General features: G+C 63.7%; 31 protein-coding genes. 30 read left to right on the forward strand and 1 reads right to left on the reverse strand.

The window, feature by feature from the left end:
• The 28 genes from V6B08_RS18145 to rplQ all read left to right on the forward strand — a co-directional run.
• Positions 1 to 262, forward strand: a 262-nt coding sequence (locus V6B08_RS18145; RefSeq protein WP_502258303.1) for an EF-Tu C-terminal domain-related protein, incomplete at its 5' end; no start/stop codon positions are given.
• 23 nt (positions 263 to 285) lie between these two features.
• Complete coding sequence (gene rpsJ / locus V6B08_RS18150; protein WP_291002842.1) at positions 286 to 594, forward strand: 30S ribosomal protein S10; 309 nt, start codon at positions 286 to 288, stop codon at positions 592 to 594.
• A gap of 10 nt (positions 595 to 604) precedes the next feature.
• The gene (rplC, locus tag V6B08_RS18155) at positions 605 to 1,288 is read left to right on the forward strand and encodes a 50S ribosomal protein L3 (RefSeq protein WP_341983545.1); all 684 of its coding nucleotides are present in this window, start codon (positions 605 to 607) and stop codon (positions 1,286 to 1,288) included.
• Between the two features lie 22 nt (positions 1,289 to 1,310).
• On the forward strand, positions 1,311 to 1,931 hold the full coding sequence (gene rplD / locus V6B08_RS18160; RefSeq protein ID WP_440588828.1) for a 50S ribosomal protein L4: 621 nt from the start codon (positions 1,311 to 1,313) through the stop codon (positions 1,929 to 1,931).
• Positions 1,928 to 2,221: a 50S ribosomal protein L23 gene (locus V6B08_RS18165; protein ID WP_341983549.1), complete on the forward strand. Its 294-nt coding sequence runs from the start codon at positions 1,928 to 1,930 to the stop codon at positions 2,219 to 2,221. Before rplD ends, V6B08_RS18165 begins: the two co-directional genes overlap by 4 nt.
• Positions 2,222 to 2,225: 4 nt before the next feature.
• Entirely contained in the window at positions 2,226 to 3,062 is an 837-nt protein-coding gene (gene rplB, locus V6B08_RS18170; protein ID WP_341983551.1) for a 50S ribosomal protein L2, read from the forward strand.
• Positions 3,063 to 3,080: 18 nt separating this feature from the next.
• On the forward strand, positions 3,081 to 3,356 hold the full coding sequence (gene rpsS / locus V6B08_RS18175; RefSeq protein ID WP_341983553.1) for a 30S ribosomal protein S19: 276 nt from the start codon (positions 3,081 to 3,083) through the stop codon (positions 3,354 to 3,356).
• A gap of 2 nt (positions 3,357 to 3,358) precedes the next feature.
• On the forward strand, positions 3,359 to 3,790 hold the full coding sequence (rplV, locus tag V6B08_RS18180; RefSeq protein ID WP_341983555.1) for a 50S ribosomal protein L22: 432 nt from the start codon (positions 3,359 to 3,361) through the stop codon (positions 3,788 to 3,790).
• Positions 3,790 to 4,476, forward strand: a complete 687-nt coding sequence (gene rpsC / locus V6B08_RS18185; protein ID WP_341983557.1) for a 30S ribosomal protein S3 — start codon at positions 3,790 to 3,792, stop codon at positions 4,474 to 4,476. The genes rplV and rpsC overlap by 1 nt, the downstream gene beginning before the upstream one ends.
• 17 nt (positions 4,477 to 4,493) lie before the next feature.
• Complete coding sequence (gene rplP / locus V6B08_RS18190) at positions 4,494 to 4,913, forward strand: 50S ribosomal protein L16 (RefSeq protein WP_341983558.1); 420 nt, start codon at positions 4,494 to 4,496, stop codon at positions 4,911 to 4,913.
• 4 nt (positions 4,914 to 4,917) lie between these two features.
• Positions 4,918 to 5,118, forward strand: coding sequence for a 50S ribosomal protein L29 (rpmC, locus tag V6B08_RS18195; protein ID WP_341983560.1), 201 nt, complete (start codon positions 4,918 to 4,920; stop codon positions 5,116 to 5,118).
• A 12-nt stretch (positions 5,119 to 5,130) separates the two neighbouring features.
• Positions 5,131 to 5,367 carry a 30S ribosomal protein S17 gene (gene rpsQ / locus V6B08_RS18200; protein ID WP_341983562.1) on the forward strand — a complete coding sequence of 79 codons (237 nt, stop codon included), beginning with the start codon at positions 5,131 to 5,133 and terminating at the stop codon, positions 5,365 to 5,367.
• A 33-nt stretch (positions 5,368 to 5,400) separates the two neighbouring features.
• Complete coding sequence (rplN, locus tag V6B08_RS18205) at positions 5,401 to 5,769, forward strand: 50S ribosomal protein L14 (RefSeq protein WP_341983564.1); 369 nt, start codon at positions 5,401 to 5,403, stop codon at positions 5,767 to 5,769.
• 3 nt (positions 5,770 to 5,772) lie between these two features.
• Entirely contained in the window at positions 5,773 to 6,096 is a 324-nt protein-coding gene (rplX, locus tag V6B08_RS18210; RefSeq protein ID WP_341983566.1) for a 50S ribosomal protein L24, read from the forward strand.
• Positions 6,097 to 6,107: 11 nt separating this feature from the next.
• A complete protein-coding gene (gene rplE / locus V6B08_RS18215) occupies positions 6,108 to 6,650 on the forward strand; it encodes a 50S ribosomal protein L5 (protein ID WP_341983568.1) in 543 nt (180 codons plus the stop codon).
• 20 nt (positions 6,651 to 6,670) lie between these two features.
• Positions 6,671 to 6,976 carry a 30S ribosomal protein S14 gene (gene rpsN, locus V6B08_RS18220; protein WP_341983569.1) on the forward strand — a complete coding sequence of 102 codons (306 nt, stop codon included), beginning with the start codon at positions 6,671 to 6,673 and terminating at the stop codon, positions 6,974 to 6,976.
• A 15-nt stretch (positions 6,977 to 6,991) separates the two neighbouring features.
• A complete protein-coding gene (gene rpsH, locus V6B08_RS18225; RefSeq protein WP_341983570.1) occupies positions 6,992 to 7,387 on the forward strand; it encodes a 30S ribosomal protein S8 in 396 nt (131 codons plus the stop codon).
• Positions 7,388 to 7,401: 14 nt separating this feature from the next.
• Entirely contained in the window at positions 7,402 to 7,935 is a 534-nt protein-coding gene (rplF, locus tag V6B08_RS18230; RefSeq protein WP_341983571.1) for a 50S ribosomal protein L6, read from the forward strand.
• An 11-nt stretch (positions 7,936 to 7,946) separates the two neighbouring features.
• The gene (gene rplR / locus V6B08_RS18235; RefSeq protein ID WP_341983573.1) at positions 7,947 to 8,318 is read left to right on the forward strand and encodes a 50S ribosomal protein L18; all 372 of its coding nucleotides are present in this window, start codon (positions 7,947 to 7,949) and stop codon (positions 8,316 to 8,318) included.
• Positions 8,319 to 8,333: 15 nt separating this feature from the next.
• Entirely contained in the window at positions 8,334 to 8,912 is a 579-nt protein-coding gene (rpsE, locus tag V6B08_RS18240) for a 30S ribosomal protein S5 (RefSeq protein WP_341983575.1), read from the forward strand.
• A 6-nt stretch (positions 8,913 to 8,918) separates the two neighbouring features.
• The gene (gene rpmD, locus V6B08_RS18245; RefSeq protein ID WP_341983577.1) at positions 8,919 to 9,101 is read left to right on the forward strand and encodes a 50S ribosomal protein L30; all 183 of its coding nucleotides are present in this window, start codon (positions 8,919 to 8,921) and stop codon (positions 9,099 to 9,101) included.
• A 29-nt stretch (positions 9,102 to 9,130) separates the two neighbouring features.
• The gene (gene rplO / locus V6B08_RS18250) at positions 9,131 to 9,667 is read left to right on the forward strand and encodes a 50S ribosomal protein L15 (RefSeq protein WP_341983579.1); all 537 of its coding nucleotides are present in this window, start codon (positions 9,131 to 9,133) and stop codon (positions 9,665 to 9,667) included.
• Positions 9,668 to 9,768: 101 nt separating this feature from the next.
• Positions 9,769 to 11,118: a preprotein translocase subunit SecY gene (gene secY / locus V6B08_RS18255; protein ID WP_341983581.1), complete on the forward strand. Its 1,350-nt coding sequence runs from the start codon at positions 9,769 to 9,771 to the stop codon at positions 11,116 to 11,118.
• Positions 11,115 to 11,765, forward strand: coding sequence for an adenylate kinase (locus V6B08_RS18260; protein WP_341983583.1), 651 nt, complete (start codon positions 11,115 to 11,117; stop codon positions 11,763 to 11,765). Before secY ends, V6B08_RS18260 begins: the two co-directional genes overlap by 4 nt.
• 195 nt (positions 11,766 to 11,960) lie before the next feature.
• Entirely contained in the window at positions 11,961 to 12,338 is a 378-nt protein-coding gene (rpsM, locus tag V6B08_RS18265) for a 30S ribosomal protein S13 (RefSeq protein ID WP_341983585.1), read from the forward strand.
• A 95-nt stretch (positions 12,339 to 12,433) separates the two neighbouring features.
• Positions 12,434 to 12,826 (forward strand): 30S ribosomal protein S11, encoded by a 393-nt coding sequence (gene rpsK / locus V6B08_RS18270; RefSeq protein WP_341983587.1) that lies wholly within the window; start codon positions 12,434 to 12,436, stop codon positions 12,824 to 12,826.
• Positions 12,827 to 12,938: 112 nt separating this feature from the next.
• Entirely contained in the window at positions 12,939 to 13,955 is a 1,017-nt protein-coding gene (locus V6B08_RS18275; RefSeq protein WP_341983589.1) for a DNA-directed RNA polymerase subunit alpha, read from the forward strand.
• Between the two features lie 36 nt (positions 13,956 to 13,991).
• Entirely contained in the window at positions 13,992 to 14,411 is a 420-nt protein-coding gene (rplQ, locus tag V6B08_RS18280) for a 50S ribosomal protein L17 (RefSeq protein ID WP_341983591.1), read from the forward strand.
• Positions 14,412 to 14,472: 61 nt separating this feature from the next.
• Here rplQ and V6B08_RS18285 read toward each other — a convergent pair whose 3' ends face one another.
• Positions 14,473 to 14,919 carry a PAS domain-containing protein gene (locus V6B08_RS18285; RefSeq protein WP_341983592.1) on the reverse strand — a complete coding sequence of 149 codons (447 nt, stop codon included), beginning with the start codon at positions 14,917 to 14,919 and terminating at the stop codon, positions 14,473 to 14,475.
• A gap of 89 nt (positions 14,920 to 15,008) precedes the next feature.
• Here V6B08_RS18285 and V6B08_RS18290 point away from each other — a divergent pair, with 89 nt between their 5' ends.
• Positions 15,009 to 16,457, forward strand: coding sequence for a DegQ family serine endoprotease (locus tag V6B08_RS18290; protein ID WP_341983595.1), 1,449 nt, complete (start codon positions 15,009 to 15,011; stop codon positions 16,455 to 16,457).
• Entirely contained in the window at positions 16,454 to 17,764 is a 1,311-nt protein-coding gene (locus V6B08_RS18295; protein WP_341983596.1) for a replication-associated recombination protein A, read from the forward strand. Before V6B08_RS18290 ends, V6B08_RS18295 begins: the two co-directional genes overlap by 4 nt.
• Positions 17,765 to 17,767: the final 3 nt, after the last annotated feature.

Below are 17,767 nucleotides of genomic sequence, written 5' to 3' on the forward strand. Positions count from 1 at the left end.
AGCCTACATCCTGACCAAGGAAGAGGGCGGCCGCCACACCCCGTTCTTCACCAACTACCGTCCGCAGTTCTACTTCCGCACCACCGACGTGACCGGTGTGGTGTCGCTGCCGGAAGGTGTCGAGATGGTGATGCCGGGCGACAACGTGACCATGCAGGTCGAGCTGATCGCGCCGATCGCCATGGATGACGGCCTCCGCTTCGCTATCCGCGAAGGCGGCCGCACCGTCGGCGCCGGCGTCGTCGCCAGCATCTCCGCCTAAGCGGGAACCGGAAAGCGAAAGTCATGGACAGCCAGAATATCCGCATCCGCCTCAAGGCTTTCGATCATCGCGTGCTCGATCAGAGCACCAGCGAGATCGTCAGCACGGCGAAGCGCACCGGGGCCCGTGTGCGGGGCCCGATCCCCTTGCCGACGCATATCGAGAAGTTCACCGTGAACCGCTCGCCGCACGTCGACAAGAAATCCCGTGAGCAGTTTGAAATCCGCACGCACAAGCGGTTGCTCGACATCGTCGACCCGACGCCTCAGACCGTGGACGCGCTGATGAAGCTCGACCTGGCTGCTGGCGTCGACGTCGAGATCAAGCTCTGAGGTGGATGTGATGCGTACCGGATTGGTGGCACGCAAGCTGGGCATGACCCGGCTGTTCGCGGACGATGGGAGCCATGTTCCCGTCACCGTGCTTAAGGTGGACAACCTGCAGGTCGTTGCTCAGCGCACGGCCGACAAGGATGGCTACAACGCAGTGCAGCTCGGTCTTGAGACCGTGAAGCCGAAGAACGTCTCGAAGGCCATGCGCGGCCACTTCGCCAAGGCGAATGTGGAACCGAAGCGCAAGCTGGTCGAGTTCCGCGTCGAGGCCGATGGCCTGGTCGATGTCGGTGCTGAACTGTCGGTCGAGCATTTCGTCGTCGGTCAGTTCGTCGATGTGACCGGCACGACCGTCGGTAAGGGCTTCGCCGGTGCGATGAAGCGGCACAATTTCCGTGGTCTGGAAGCCAGCCACGGTGTGTCGATCAGCCACCGCAGCCATGGTTCGACCGGTAACCGCCAGGATCCGGGCCGTACCTTCAAGAACAAGAAGATGGCCGGCCATATGGGCGACCGTCAGCGGACCCAGCAGAATCTGGTCGTGGTGCGCACCGATGCCGCCCGGGGCCTGATCATGCTGAAGGGCAGCGTTCCGGGTTCGGAAGGTCAGTATGTGCTGGTCAGCGATGCGGTGAAGAAGCCGCGCGCCAAGGACCTGCCGATGCCGGCCGCTCTGAAGTCGGCCGAGAAGTAAGGGTTAGACCATGACCGAGACCATCGAAGTCAAGGTGACGGACCTGGACAACAAGGCGAGCGGCACGCTCGCCCTGTCCAAGGCTGTCTTCGGCCTGCCGGCGCGTGCGGATATCCTGCAGCGCATGGTGATCTGGCAGCTTGCCAAGCGCCAGCAGGGCACCCACAAGACCAAGACCTACGGCGAGGTCGCTGGTTCGACGCGTAAGATCGTCAACCAGAAGGGTTCCGGTGGCGCCCGTCACGGCGGCATCCGTGCCCCGCAGTTCCGCGGCGGCGGCAAGGCCTTCGGTCCGGTGGTGCGCAGCCATGCCATCGACCTGCCGAAGAAGGTCCGCAAGCTGGCGCTGAAGACCGCGCTGTCGGTCAAGCTCGCCGAAGGTAAGCTCGTGGTGCTGAACGACGCCGCCATCGGCGCTGCCAAGACCAAGGAACTGGCCGGCAAGCTCAAGACCCTCGGCCTGCAGAGCGCCCTGGTGATCGACGGCAAGACGCTGAACGACAACTTCGCGCTCGCGGCCCGCGCGATCCGCAACATCGACGTGCTGCCGGAGCAGGGCGCCAATGTGTATGACATCCTGCGCCGCGACACCCTGGTCCTGACCAAGGCCGCGGTCGAAGCCCTGGAGGCTCGCCTGAAATGAGCACTCTGAACCACTACGATGTGATCATCAGCCCGGTGATTACCGAGAAGGCCACCCGTACTTCCGAGTACAACCAGGTGACCTTCCGCGTGCCCCTCGATGCCACTAAGCCGCAGATCAAGGCGGCCGTCGAGGCTCTGTTCAAGGTTAAGGTCAAGGCCGTCAACACCCTGCGGGTGAAGGGCAAGACCAAGTTGTTCCGTGGCCGTCCGGGCCAGCGCTCGGACTACAAGAAGGCGATGGTCACCCTCGCCGAAGGCCAGCGGATCGACGTGACGACGGGGATCTGAAGTCATGGCGTTGAAGAACTTTAAGCCGGTCACGCCGTCCACCCGCGGCCTGGTGCTGATCGATCGCTCGCAGCTCTACAAGGGCCGCCCGGTCAAGGAACTGACCGAAGGCCTGAAGAAGAGCGGCGGCCGCAACAATTCCGGCCAGGTGACCACCCGCCATATCGGCGGTGGCCACAAGCGCCGTTACCGCATGGTGGATTTCAAGCGTCGCAAGTTCGACGTGAGCGCCACCGTGGACCGCATCGAGTATGACCCGAACCGTACCGCTTTCATCGCGCTGCTGAAGTACGATGACGGCGAGGTGGCTTACATCCTGGCGCCGCAGCGCCTGAAGGTGGGCGACCGCGTGGTGGCCGGCGACAAGGCCGACATCAAGCCGGGCAATGCGATGCCGATGAAGTCGATCCCGGTCGGCACCATCATCCACAATGTGGAACTGAAGCCGGGCAAGGGCGGCCAGATGGCCCGTTCCGCCGGCGCCTATGTGCAGCTGGTCGGCAAGGACCAGGGCATGGCGCTGGTGCGCATGCCGTCTGGCGAGCAGCGCCTGGTGCGGGCTGAGTGCATGGCTACCATCGGTGCCGTGTCCAACCCGGATAACCAGAACCAGAATCTCGGCAAGGCTGGCCGCAAGCGCTGGATGGGCATCCGCCCGACCGTGCGTGGTGTGGCCATGAACCCGATCGACCATCCGCATGGCGGCGGCGAAGGCCGCACCTCGGGCGGCCGTCATCCGGTCACCCCGTGGGGCAAGCCGACCAAGGGTAAGCGTACGCGTACTAATAAGCGTACACAGAAGATGATTCTGCGCCGCCGTCCGGCGGGCGCGCATAGCTGATCGGCTTAGGAGGCTGTCGTGGCACGTTCTGTTTGGAAAGGCCCGTTCGTTGACGGGTATCTGCTGAAGAAGGCCGACACCGCGCGTTCGTCGGGCCGCAAGGAGGTCATCAAGACCTGGTCGCGGCGTTCGACTGTGATGCCGCAGTTCGTTGGTCTGACCTTCGGTGTTCACAACGGGCACAAGTTCATCCCGGTGATGGTGACCGAGGAAATGGTGGGTCATAAGCTGGGCGAATTCGCCCCGACCCGCAGCTTCCCCGGCCACACCGCCGACAAGAAGGCGAAGAAGTAACCATGAGCAAGCAGGCACACGAATCCCGCCTCGGCGAGAACGAGGCCATGGCGATTGGTCGCAACATCCGCGTCAGCCCGCGCAAGCTCGGCATTGTTGCCGGCCTGATCCGTGGCATGCGCGTCGAGGCTGCCCTGTCGGAACTGACCTTCTCCAAGCGCCGCATCGCGCAGGACGTGAAGAAGGTGCTGCAGTCCGCCATCGCCAATGCCGAGAACAACCATCAGCTCGACGTCGATCGTCTGGTGGTCTCGGAAGCCAGCGTCGGCAAGGGCCTGGTGATGCGCCGCTTCCATGCGCGCGCCCGCGGCCGTGGTACCCGCATCGAGAAGCCGTTCAGCCATCTCACCATCGTGGTGCGTGAGCGCAGCGAAGAAGAGAAGAAGGCTAAGGGCAAGAAGGCTGCTAAGGCCAAGGCCGAGGAGCAAGCGTAATGGGTCAGAAAGTCAATCCGATCGGTCTCCGCCTCGGGATCAACCGCACCTGGGACTCCCGCTGGTACGCCAGCGACAAGGAGTATTCCACGCTGCTGCATGAAGACCTCAAGATCCGCAAGTATCTTGAGCAGCGTCTGGCCCAGGCCGGCGTCGCCCGCATCGTCATTGAGCGTCCGGCGAAGAAGGCCCGCATCACCATCCACTCGGCGCGTCCGGGCGTGGTGATCGGCAAGAAGGGCGCCGACATCGAGAAGCTGCGCGCCGAACTGGCCAAGATGACCAAGTCGGAAGTGCATCTCAACATCGTTGAGATCCGCAAGCCGGAACTGGATGCCCGCCTGGTGGCCGAGAACATCGCGCAGCAGCTCGAGCGCCGCGTGGCGTTCCGCCGCGCCATGAAGCGCGCCGTGCAATCGGCGATGCGTCTGGGCGCCGGCGGCATCCGTATCAACTGCTCGGGCCGCCTCGGCGGCGCCGAAATCGCCCGCATCGAGTGGTATCGCGAGGGCCGCGTGCCGCTTCACACCCTGCGCGCCGATGTCGATTTCGCTCGTGGCACCGCCAAGACCGCCTATGGCACTTGCGGCGTCAAGGTGTGGGTGTTCAAGGGCGAGATCATGGCCCATGACCCGATGGCCCAGGACAAGCGGCTGGCCGAACAGCCCAGCGGCCGTCAGGGCTGAGACCGGAGTAACGCGTCATGATGCAACCGAAGCGTACCAAGTTCCGCAAGGCCTTTAAGGGCCGTATCAAGGGCGTCGCCAAGGGCGGCACCGATCTGAATTTCGGCGCCTATGGCCTCAAGGCCCTGGAGCCGGCGCGTCTCACCGCGCGTCAGATCGAAGCCGCGCGCCGTGCGATCACCCGCCACATCAAGCGTCAGGGCCGCATGTGGATCCGCATTTTCCCGGATCTGCCGGTGTCCTCCAAGCCCGCCGAAGTGCGCATGGGCTCGGGCAAGGGCTCGCCGGAATTCTGGGTGTGCCGCGTCAAGCCGGGCCGCGTGATGTTCGAACTCGACGGCATTCCGGGCCAGCTGGCCAAGGAAGCCTTCCTGCTCGGCGCCGCCAAGCTGCCGATCAAGACCCGCGTCGTCACCCGTCTCGGTGAAGGAGCCTAATGCCATGAAGACCAGCGACCTGGTCGGCAAGACCAAGGATGAGCTTAAGGCCAAGCTCGTCGACCTGAAGAAGGAGCAGTTCAACCTGCGCTTCCAGAAGGCGACCGGCCAGCTCGAGAACACCGCGCGCGTCCGCCAGGTGCGCCGTGATATCGCCCGTGTGCGCGGCCTGCTGGACAAGCAGACCGCCGCCGCCCGGGCTTAAGGAGAGCAAGAGATGCCGAAGCGCGTATTGCAGGGCGTCGTCGTGAGCGACAAGGGCGAGAAGACCATCGTGGTCAAGGTCGAGCGTCGCATCATGGACCCCATGTACAAGAAGTTCATCCGCCGCTCGAAGCGCTATCATGCGCATGATGAGAACAACGCCCACAAGGTGGGCGATGTAGTCTGGATCGAAGAGACCCGCCCGCTTTCCAAGTTGAAGCGGTGGATCGTCGTCGAGAACCAGGCCTGAGCCGCAGTTAAGTAGAAGCGAGGTACAGGTCCAATGATCCAAGTGGAAACCAATCTCGACGTCGCCGATAATTCGGGCGCGCGCCGGGTCCAGTGCATCAAGGTGCTGGGCGGCTCCAAGCGCAAATATGCCCAGGTCGGTGATGTCATCGTCGTGTCCGTGAAGGACGCCATTCCGCGCGGTCGCGTGAAGAAGGGTGACGTGCATCGCGCCGTCATCGTCCGCACCGCCAAGGAAATCCGTCGTGCCGATGGCAGCGCCATCCGCTTCGACCGCAATGCCGCTGTGCTCATCAACAAGCAGAACGAGCCGATCGGCACCCGCATCTTCGGGCCGGTGACGCGCGAGCTGCGCGCCAAGAGCCATATGAAGATCATCTCGCTGGCCCCGGAGGTGCTCTAAGCCATGGCTGAGAAGCTGAAGATCAAGAAGGGCGACAAGGTCGTCGTCACCACTGGCCGCTCCAAGGGCGTCAAGGGTGAAGTGCTGAGCGTCGACCGCGACGCCGGCCGTGCCGTGGTTGCCGGCGCCAACAAGCTGACGCACCACACCAAGCCGAGCCGCACCGCGGCCGGTGGCATTGAGCAGCGCGAAGCTTCCATCGACCTGTCGAACCTGATGCATCAGGATCCGAAGGACGGCAAGCCGACCCGCGTGGGTTACAAGTTCCTGGATGACGGCCGCAAGGTGCGCTTCGCGAAGCGTTCCGGCGAAGTCATCGACCGCTAAGGAGGCAGACAATGGCTACCCGTCTGCAAGACTTCTACCAGAACGAGGTGCGCAAGCAGCTCATCGAGAAATTCGGCTACACCAATCCGATGGAAGTGCCGAAGATCGAGAAGATCGTGGTCAACATGGGCGTCGGCGAGGCCGCTTCGGACTCCAAGAAGGTCCAGGTTGCCGCCGTCGAACTCGCCGCCATCACCGGCCAGAAGCCGGTGCTGACCCGGGCCCGCAAGGCGATCGCGAACTTCAAACTCCGCGAAGGCCAGGCGGTCGGCTGCAAGGTCACGCTGCGCCGCGACCACATGTACGAATTCCTGGACCGTCTGATCAACATCGCGCTGCCGCGCGTCCGCGACTTCCGCGGCGTCAACGGCAAGAGCTTCGATGGTCGGGGCAACTACGCCCTGGGTCTCAAGGAACAGATCATTTTCCCTGAGATCGATTACGACAAGGTCGATGCCGTGCGCGGCATGGATATCATCATCTGCACGTCGGCGAAGACGGATGAGGAAGCCAAGGCGCTGCTCGCCGGTTTCCGCATGCCGTTCCAGAACTGAGCCGGAAAGGATCGCTGATCATGGCGAAGAAGAGTTCCGTCGAAAAGAATGAGCACCGCCGCAAGCTGGCGGCCCGTTATGCTGCGAAGCGCGCCCGCCTGAAGGCGGCCGTGTCGAGCAAGACCGCCGAACCGGAAGAGCGTTTCGCGGCGGCCCTTAAGCTGGCGGAGATGCCGCGCAATTCCGCGAAGATCCGCGTGCGCAACCGTTGCGAACTGACCGGCCGTCCGCGCGCCTTCTATCGCAAGCTGAAACTGTCGCGCAACATGCTGCGTGAGCTGGCCTCGAACGGCCAGATCCCCGGCATGGTGAAGTCGAGCTGGTAAGGAGGGCAGAGGAAAATGGCTCTTTCCGATCCGTTGGGCGATCTGCTCGCCCGTATCCGCAATGGCCAGCAGGCCGGCAAGTCGAGCATTGAATCGCCGGCTTCCAAGCTGCGCGCCAATGTGCTCGAGGTCCTGAAGAAGGAAGGCTATATCCGCGGCTACGAGCTGCTGGAAGATGGCAACAAGCGCAACCTGCGCATCGAGCTGAAGTATTTCGAGGGCGAGCCGGTGATCAAGGCGATCAACCGCGTCTCCAAGCCTGGCCGTCGCGTCTATTCCGGCATCTCCGAGTTGCCGAAGGTGCGTGGTGGCCTTGGCATCTCGATCCTGTCGACCCCGCGCGGCGTGATGTCGGATATCGAGGCTCGTTCCGCCAATGTCGGCGGCGAAGTCCTCTGCCGCGTGTTCTAAGGGAGTAGGGGAACATGTCGCGTATCGGCAAACATCCCGTTGCGGTGCCCCAGGGCGTCCAGGTCCAGCTTGCTGGCCAGACCCTGACCGCCAAGGGCCCGAAGGGCGAGCTGAAGCTCACCATCGTCGATGACCTCTCGGTCGAACTGGCTGACAACAAGGTCACCGTCAAGCCGCGCAGCATTAACCGCCGCTCGCGCTCCATGTGGGGCATGCAGCGCACGCTGGTCAGCAATCTGCTGAAGGGCGTGAAGGACGGTTACAGCCGCGAGCTGGACATCAACGGCGTCGGCCTGCGTGCTGCGCTGCAGGGCAAGAACCTGCAGCTCAACATGGGCTTCAGCCATGACGTGAACTATCCGATCCCTGCTGGCATCGAGATCAAGGTGGAAAAGCCCACCTCGATCAAGATCTCCGGCGCTGACCGCCAACTCGTCGGCCAGGTGGCTGCGGACATCCGCGCCATCAAGCCGCCCGAGCCTTACAAGGGCAAGGGCATCAAGTATTCCGACGAGACCATCCTGCGTAAGGAAGGCAAGAAGAAGTAAGGAATGGCCGCATGAGCAAGCTCACTCGCCTCAATGCGCTGAATGCGCGCCGCAAGGAACGGAACCGCACCCGGATCGTGGAGGCGGCCCATGGCCGTCCGCGTCTCAGTGTGCATCGCACCTCGCGCTTCATCTACGCCCAGATCATCGACGACACCAAGGGTGTGACGCTGGCCTCCGCCTCCTCGCTGGAGAAGGACCTGCGTTCCACGCTGAAGGCTGGCGGCAACAAGGATGCCGCTGCCGAGGTCGGCAAGCTGATCGCCGTGCGCGCCAAGGCCGCCGGCATCAACGACGTGATCTTCGACCGTGGCGGCTACCTCTACCATGGGCGCGTCAAGGCGCTCGCTGAGGCGGCTCGCGAAGGCGGCTTGAACTTCTAAGAAAGGTTTTCGGACATGGCTGGTAATCAACGGGAGCGGGGCGAACGCGGCGAGCGCGGTGAGCGCGGCGGCGAGCGCGGCGAGCGCGGCGACAGCGAGTTCGTCGACAAGCTGGTCTCCATCAACCGCGTCGCCAAGGTGGTGAAGGGCGGTAAGCGTTTCGGTTTCGCCGCCCTGGTGGTGGTGGGTGATCAGAAGGGCCGCGTCGGCTACGGTTCGGGCAAGGCCCGCGAAGTGCCGGAAGCGATCCGCAAGGCCACCGAGCATGCCAAGCGCAACCTGATCCGCGTCAATCTGCGCGAAGGCCGCACGCTGCATCACGACATCGAAGCGCGTCATGGCGCCGGCAAGGTGGTGCTGCGCGCCGCTCCGGCCGGTACCGGCATCATCGCCGGCGGCCCGATGCGCGCCGTGTTCGAGACGCTGGGCGTTGCCGACGTGGTGACGAAGTCGATCGGCAGCTCGAACCCGCATAACATGGTGAAGGCGACTTTCGCCGCCTTGCAGGCGTTGAACGCTCCGCGTCACATCGCCAACAAGCGCGGCAAGAAGGTGGCCGACATCCTCGGCCGCCGCGCCGACAGCGAGGAGTAATCTGTCATGGCGAACAAGAAGGTGAAGGTCACCTGGATCCGCTCCGCTAACAAGCGCACGGAAGACCAGCAGCAGACCATCAAGGGCCTGGGCCTGCGCCGCCTGCACGACAGCCGCGAGCTGGAGGATACTCCGGCGGTGCGCGGCATGATCGCCAAGGTGAGCCACCTGGTCCGCGTCGAAGGCTGATTTAGTCAGCCGCAGGAAGGAATAGGAACATGCGTCTCAATCAGATCGCCGATAACGAAGGTGCGCGCAAGAACCGCATGCGCGTCGGTCGCGGCATCGGCTCCGGCAAGGGCAAGACCTCGGGCCGTGGCGTCAAGGGCCAGAAGGCGCGCACCGGCGTGTCGATCATGGGCTTTGAAGGCGGCCAGACCCCGATCCATCGTCGTCTGCCGAAGCGTGGTTTCAACCCGCTCAACCCGCAGGATTTCGATCTGGTCAATCTCGGCCGCCTGCAGGCCGCGATCGACAAGGGCAAGCTCGATGCTTCCAAGCCGGTCGACGGCGCGGCGCTGAAGGCTGCCGGCCTGATCTCGGGCAAGGCCGCCGATGGCGTGCGCCTGCTCGGCACCGGTGCCGGTGAGCTGAAGGCCAAGATCGCCGTGTCGGTGCAGGGCGTCTCCGCCACTGCCCGCGAGGCGGTGGAGAAGGCCGGCGGTTCGGTCACCGTGCTGGAGACCCGCAAGGTCAAGGCGCTGGCCCGCTCCGCAGCCGTCAAGGCCGAGAAGGCCAAGAAGAAGAAGAAGTAAGCCATCCACTTGGCGTGGGCTGAGGCCCACGCCATATGGTTGGTTAGTCGTTTCGTTTCCCCCCAGGCATCGCCTCCCGGGCGTTGGATCAAGGAGCTACGATGGCGTCGGCCGCAGAACGTATGGCAGCCAGCCTGAATCTTGGGGCCTTTGCCAAGGCCACCGAGCTGAAGAAGCGCATTTGGTTCACCCTGGGCGCGCTGATCATCTATCGGCTTGGCACTTACATCCCGCTGCCGGGTATCGACCCGACGGTGCTGGCCGACATTTTCAAGCAGCAGTCCGGCGGCATCCTTGGCCTGTTCAATGTTTTCGCCGGTGGCGCGCTCGAGCGCATGACCATCTTCGCGCTCAACATCATGCCGTATATCTCGGCCTCCATTATCATGCAGCTTCTGACGACCGTGGTGCCGTCATTCGAGGCGATGAAGAAGGAAGGCGAGGCCGGCCGCAAGCGCATCAATCAATTTACCCGCTACGGCACCGTGCTGCTCGCTGTGGTGCAGGCCTATGGCATCGCGATCGGCCTTGAGGGCATGACCGGCGGCCGCGGCGTCGGCGCCGTGATCGAGCCGGGGATGTTCTTCCGCCTCGTCACGGTCGTGACGCTCACCGGCGGCACCATGTTCCTGATGTGGCTGGGCGAGCAGATCACCCAGCGCGGCGTCGGCAACGGCATTTCGCTGATCATCTTCGCCGGCATCATCGCCGAGCTGCCGCGTGCGCTCGCTGCCACCTTGGAACTGGGCCGCACCGGCGCGCTCTCCATGGCGGTGATCGTGGTGGTGCTGGTTGGTGCTGTTGCCGTGATCTACGGCATCGTGTTCATGGAGCGCGCCCAGCGCCGCATCCTGATCCAGTATCCGAAGCGCCAGGTCGGCGCCCGCATGTTCGGCGGCGAAAGCTCGCATCTGCCGATGAAGCTGAATTCGGCCGGCGTCATTCCGCCGATCTTCGCTTCCTCGCTGCTGCTGATGCCGATGACCATTGCGCAGTTCACCGCTGGCGCCGGCGGTCCGGAATGGCTCACCACCGTCACGGCCCTGCTGGGCCATGGCCAGCCGCTCTACATGCTGATGTATGTGGCGCTGATCGTGTTCTTCTGCTTCTTCTATACCGCCGTGGTGTTCAACCCGGTGGAGACCGCCGATAACCTGAAGAAGCATGGCGGCTTCGTGCCGGGCATCCGCCCTGGCCAGCGCACCGCCGAGTATTTCGATTATGTCCTGACCCGCATCACCGTGGCTGGCGCGGTTTATATCGCCGCTGTCTGCTTGCTGCCGGAAATCCTGATCTCGCGCTTCTCGGTGCCGTTCTACTTCGGCGGCACCTCGCTGCTTATCGTGGTCAGCGTTACCATGGACACCGTGGCGCAGGTCCAGTCGCACCTGCTGGCGCATCAGTATGAGGGCCTCATCAAGAAGGCCAAGCTGAGGGGAGCACGCAAATGAGGCTTATCCTGCTCGGACCGCCAGGCGCCGGTAAAGGCACCCAGGCCCAGCGTCTGACCCAGAGCCATGGCCTCGTGCAGCTCTCCACCGGCGATATGCTGCGTGCCGCCGTCAAGGCCGCCACCGCCATCGGCCTGAAGGCCAAGGCGATCATGGACCAGGGTGGCCTGGTTTCCGACGATATCGTGGTTGGCATCATCGCCGACCGCATCGACCAGCCGGATTGCCGCAAGGGCTTCATCCTGGACGGTTTCCCGCGTACCACCAAGCAGGCCGAGGCGCTGGACAAGATGCTGTCCGAGCGCAAGCTGAAGCTTGATGCCGTGATCGAGATGAAGGTGGACGACAAGGTGCTGGTATCCCGCATCACCGGCCGCTTCACCTGCGCCAAGTGCGGCGCCGGCTATCACGACACTTTCCAGCCGACCAAGCAGCCGGGCGTGTGCGACCGCTGCGGGTCGACCGAGTTTACCCGCCGTGCCGACGACAAGGCCGAGACCGTAGTTCCCCGGCTCAAGGCCTACCATGAACAGACTGCACCACTTCTCCCGTACTATGAGGGGAAGGGTATACTCCGTCAGGTTGATGGCATGGCGGAAATCGATGAGGTGACGCGTCAGATTGATGGAGTTCTGAAATCGATCTGAGGCGAAAAGCCTTTTAGAGTTGACTAGTTACGGAGAGTTTCTATAATCGCGCCCCTTGGGCAGCGGGTGCGATCAAACAACTGGATGGCCGCTCAGCGTAAATCACTGTTTACGTTGAGTTTTTCTGTTGGCTATCAGGTCGCCCGGATTGACCGACTCAAGCGGGCTTGAGTCGTTGACGCGAGGAGAGAAGGCGTGGCGCGTATCGCAGGCGTGAACATCCCGACCAATAAGCGGGTCGAGATCGCACTGACCTACATCTACGGCATTGGCCGGGTGAAGGCGAAAGAGATTTGTGAAAAGGTCAACATCCCGGCCGAGCGTCGGGTGAATCAGTTGACCGATGCGGAAGTGCTTCAGATCCGCGAAGCCATCGACCGCGAGTACAAGGTCGAGGGTGATCTCCGTCGCCAGATCGCGATGGACATCAAGCGCCTGATGGACCTGGGCTGCTATCGCGGCCTGCGTCACCGCAAGGGCCTGCCGGTCCGCGGTCAGCGCACCCACACCAACGCCCGCACCCGCAAGGGCAAGGCTGTCGCGATCGCCGGTAAGAAGAAGGCGCCGCGCTAAAGAATTTTGGTGGCGGCCCAGGCTGATCCGGCCTGGGCCGCCATTACCATATGCGGCATTCGCCGCAGGAATGATGCAAGGATAGTAGGATCGCCATGGTCAAGGACAAGGCTGCGCGCCCCCGGCGCAAAGAGAAGAAGAACATCACCTCTGCCGTCGCGCATGTGAATGCCTCCTTCAACAACACGATGATCACCATCACCGATGCGCAGGGCAACACCATTGCCTGGTCGTCGTCGGGCAGCCAGGGCTTCAAGGGCTCGCGCAAGTCGACTCCGTATGCCGCGCAGGTCGCCGCCGACGTAGCCGGCCGCCGCGCCGCTGAGCATGGCGTGCGTACCCTGGAAGTGGAAGTGAAGGGCCCGGGTGCTGGCCGTGAGTCCGCTCTGCGTGCCCTGCAGGCCGTTGGTTTCGTGATCACCAGCATCCGCGACGTGACGCCGATCCCGCATAACGGCTGCCGTCCGCCGAAGCGCCGCCGCATCTGATCCCAGCCGGCACCGGCTTTGCTGGTGCCGGGTTTATATTCCGGCCGCGTCGCCGGGCACTTGGCTGTGAGCCAGGGCTCTTGCGCGATGCGGCAACAGAACGAGGTCGCAGGTGATCCAGAAGAATTGGACCGATCTGATCAAGCCGAACAAGTTGGTGATCGAGCCGGGCGCCGTGCCGGGCCGTACCGCGACGATCGTCGCGGAGCCGCTGGAGCGTGGTTTTGGCCTGACGCTGGGCAACGCACTGCGTCGCGTGCTGCTGTCGTCGCTGCAGGGCGCTGCCGTCACCTCGATCAAGATCGACGGCGTGCTGCATGAATTCTCCTCCATCCCGGGTGTGCGCGAGGATGTCACCGACATCGTGCTGAACATCAAGTCGATGGCGCTGCGCATGCACGGCGAAGGCCCGAAGCGCATGTACCTGAATGCCAAGGGTCCGTGCGAAGTCACCGCCAAGATGATCGAGACCGGCCATGACATCGAAGTCATGGATCCGGACCATGTGCTGATGACGCTGGATAACGGTGCCGCCATCCGCATGGAACTGACCGTCGAGACCGGCAAGGGCTACGTGCCGGCTTCGGCCAACCGCCCGGAAGACGCGCCGATCGGCCTGATCCCGGTGGATGCGCTCTACAGCCCGGTGCGCAAGGTTTCCTACAAGGTCGAGAATACCCGCGAGGGCCAGATCCTCGACTATGACAAGCTGACCATGCAGGTCGAGACCAACGGCTCGATCAAGCCGGAAGACGCCGTGGCCTATGCCGCGCGCATCCTGCAGGACCAGCTGCAGCTCTTCATCAACTTCGAGGAGCCGAAGAACGAAGTTCGCGAGAAGTCGATTGCCGAGCCGGAATTCAATCCGAACCTGCTCCGCCGCGTCGACGAACTCGAACTCTCGGTGCGTTCGGCGAACTGCCTGAAGAACGACAACATCGTCTACATCGGCGACCTGATCCAGAAGACCGAGGCGGAAATGCTCCGCACGCCGAACTTCGGCCGCAAGTCGCTGAACGAGATCAAGGAAGTGCTGTCGCAGATGGGCCTCCATCTCGGCATGCATGTGCCGAACTGGCCGCCTGAGAATATCGAAGAGATGGCCAAGAAATATCAGGATCAGTACTGATCCAAGGCCGATAAGAAAGACTAAGGAGAGTTTCCCATGCGCCATCGTAATGCCGGCCGCAAGCTGAACAAGTCCAGCTCCCACCGCCGCGCCATGTTCGGCAACATGGTTGCCGCGCTGATCAAGCACGAGCAGATCACCACCACGCTGCCGAAGGCCAAGGAGCTGAAGCCGCTGATGGACAAGCTGATCACGCTCGGCAAGCGCGGCGATCTGCATGCCCGCCGTCAGGCTCTGGCCTTCATCCCCGAGAAGTCGGCGGTGGACAAGCTGTTCAAGACCCTGAACGCCCGCTATGCCTCGCGCCAGGGTGGCTACACCCGTGTGCTCAAGGCCGGCTTCCGCTACGGCGATGCCGCCCCGATGGCAGTGATCGAGCTGGTCGACCGCGATCCGGCCGCCAAGGGCCTGGACTCGGGCCCGGTGCAGGTGGCCGAGGAAGCCGAAGCGGCATAAGTCGCTTCAGGCATACCGAATTGAAAAGGCCGGTGCTCACGCGCCGGCCTTTTTCTTTTATCTAGATTGCCTCGAAGGCAACGCCGATCAACAGCATGCTGACAGTGCCATCCTGGCCCAGTGGCAGCAGCAGCGACTGGTGGCGGAATGAGCGGCCATCGAGTTCCTGTTCGCGGGTGAAAATCTCCGGCCTGCCGCTGGCCACCACGCGGTCGTAGCTGGGAGTGATCTCGGCGGCGAAGGCCGGCCAGGGATGCTGCTCCAGGAACTGCCCTGTCAGGTCGAAGCCCTGGCGTTCCACCACGTTGGAACCATAGAGCCGGTAGCGGTAGCGCCAGCCGCCTCCGGGCTTCGGCAGCACGTCAATCAGGATCAGGTCGCCGAGGATGAAGGTCATCCCGGCGGGATCGATCTTGGCGCGGCTGGGATAGGGCAGGGTACCGGCACGCTCGCGCCAGTAGGTATGCAGCCGGCGCAACCGGCCACTTTCAAGGGGTGGGTTGATCATTGCCCCTAGCATAACCGAGCAGAGGTGGCGGTAAACCAGGACACCGCTCCCGGCTTGAATTTTCCCGCAACGGCTCCTTATCATCCAACATGACGAAACGCTTTTTCCTGACTTCCGGCCGGCTGGCAGCGCTGCTGCTTTCGGCCCTGGCTCTCCTGCTGAATGCCGGCACGGTGTTCGCCCAGGCATCCCTGCCGGCCCAGCGCGTGCCGCAGAGCCGCACCGAGATCCAGCTTACGTTTGCGCCGCTGGTACGCCAGGTGGCGCCGGCTGTGGTGAATGTCTATACGCGCAAGGTGGAACGGGTGGTGCAGCGTTCGCCGCTGCTCGACGATCCGATCTTCCGCCGTTTCTTCGGCGACCAGCAGATGTTCGGCATCCCGCGCGAGCGCGTGGCACAGTCGCTCGGTTCCGGCGTGATCGTGGAAGCCGATGGCGTCATCGTCACCAACAACCATGTCATCGATGGCGCCACCGAGATCGTGGTAGCCCTGGCCGACCGCCGTGAATTCGAGGCCAAGGTGATCGCCGCCGATCCCAAGACCGACCTGGCGATCCTGCGCATCGAAACGCGCGGCGAGGTGCTGCCGGCGCTTGAGTTCCGCGATTCCGACGATCTCCAGGTCGGCGAACTGGTGCTGGCTATCGGCAATCCTTTCGGCGTCGGGCAGACCGTGACCCAGGGCATCGTCTCGGCTTTGGGCCGCACCGATGTCGGCGATGCCGATGCGCAATCCTTCATCCAGACCGATGCCGCGATCAATCCGGGCAATTCCGGTGGCGCGCTGGTGACGATGGATGGCCGGCTTGCCGGCATCAACACCGCGATCTTTTCCAAAACCGGCGGCAGCGTCGGCATCGGCTTCGCCATTCCCTCCAACCTTGTTGCCGCCACAGTGGCCAGCGCGCTTTCCGGCAAGGGCATCCGTCGCCCGTGGTTTGGCGCCAGCGCCACGCCGGTAACGGCGGAAGCGGCACAGGGCCTCGGCATGGAGCGGCCGAACGGCGTGCTGGTCGGCCAGACCTTCCCCGGCGGCCCGGCCGACCGCGCCGGCCTGCGCACCGGCGATGTGGTGCTGAAGGTGGATGGCCGCGAGGTGAACGATCCGCGCGCACTGAAATTCCGCATCGCCACGCGCAAGCTCGGCGAGAACGCGACGCTCGACGTGCTGCGCCAGGGCCGTATGCGCACATTGTCCATTCCGCTGATTGAGGCGCCGGAAACGCCGCCGCGCGAACTGACCCAACTCAATGGCAATCATCCTCTGGCCGGCGCCACGGTGGGCAACCTCTCGCCGGCCTTTGCCGAGGAGATCGGCTTCGATGCCCTGGCCAGCGGTGTCATCGTGCTGAATCTGGCAGGTGGTTCGCCGGCCAACCGCATCCGGCTGCGACCGGGCGATGTGGTGGTCAAGATCAACAACACTGACATCAAGGATGTTGCCGACTTGCAGCGCGCGCTGCGCAACAGCCCGCAGCAATGGCTGCTGGTGCTGAAGCGCGGCGACCAGTTGCTGCAGCTTCAGGTCCGCGCTTGAGCAACCTGTTCCAGCAGGCGGGCCTGGAGCCGGCGGGGCCGCTGGCCGACCGGCTGCGGCCGAAGGCGCTGGACGAGGTGATCGGCCAGGACCATCTGCTGAAGGGCGAGGGGCCGCTGGCCCGCATGGTGGCAGCAAAGCGGCTGTCCAGCCTGATCCTGTGGGGACCGCCGGGCACCGGCAAGACTTCCATCGCGCGGTTGCTGGCGGAAGCCACCGGGCTTTATTTTGCGCCGCTCTCGGCGGTGTTCTCCGGTGTTGCCGATCTGCGCAAGGCTTTCGATGCCGCCCGGGCGCGGCGTGAGCAGGGCCAGCGTACGTTGCTGTTCGTGGATGAAATTCACCGCTTCAACCGGGCGCAGCAGGATGGCTTCCTGCCTTATGTGGAAGACGGCACCGTGGTGCTGGTTGGCGCCACCACGGAGAATCCCAGTTTCGCGCTGAACGGCGCCTTGCTGTCGCGGGCCAGCGTGCTGGTGCTGCACCGCCTGGATGATGCGGCGCTGGATGCCTTGCTTGCGCGCGCCGAGGCCATTGAAGCCAAGCCGCTGCCATTGACGCCGGAGGCGCGCGCCGCACTCCGCGCCATGGCCGATGGCGATGGCCGCTACCTGCTGAACATGGCCGAGCAGGTCTTCAGTCTGAGCACCGGCGGCGACCTCGATCCGGCACGGCTGGCAACCCTGCTGCAGCGCCGTGCGCCGCTCTACGACAAGAGCCAGGAAGAGCATTACAACCTGATCAGCGCGCTGCATAAATCGCTGCGCGGTTCCGATGTCGATGCCGCGCTCTACTGGCTGGCGCGCATGCTGATCGGCGGCGAGGAACCGCTCTACATCATGCGCCGGCTGGCGCGCTTCGCCGCCGAGGATATTGGCATGGCCGATCCCAATGCGCTGCTGCAGGCGATGGCGGCCAAGGAGCTGTATGATTTCCTCGGCAGCCCGGAAGGCGAGATCGGCCTGGTGCAGACCGTGGTGTATCTCGCCACAGCGCCGAAATCGAATGCCGTCTACAAGGCCGAGAGCGCCGCCAAGCGGGCCGCCAAGGAGCATGGCTCGCTGATGCCGCCGATGCATATCCTGAATGCGCCAACCAAGATGATGAAGCAGCTCGGCTATGGCAGCGGCTATGCCTATGACCACGATGCCGAGGACGGCTTCTCCGGCCAGAACTACTTCCCCGATGGGATGGACCGCCAGCAACTCTACCGCCCGGTTGAGCGCGGCTTTGAGCGGGAAGTCATTAAGCGCTTGGAATATTGGCAGAAATTGCGCGCCAAGCGACAGGAAGAGGGCGATCTTTAAGGG

The sequence above is a fragment of the Ferrovibrio sp. MS7 genome (genome assembly GCF_038404985.1).
Classification (GTDB): Bacteria; Pseudomonadota; Alphaproteobacteria; order Ferrovibrionales; family Ferrovibrionaceae; genus Ferrovibrio; species Ferrovibrio plantarum.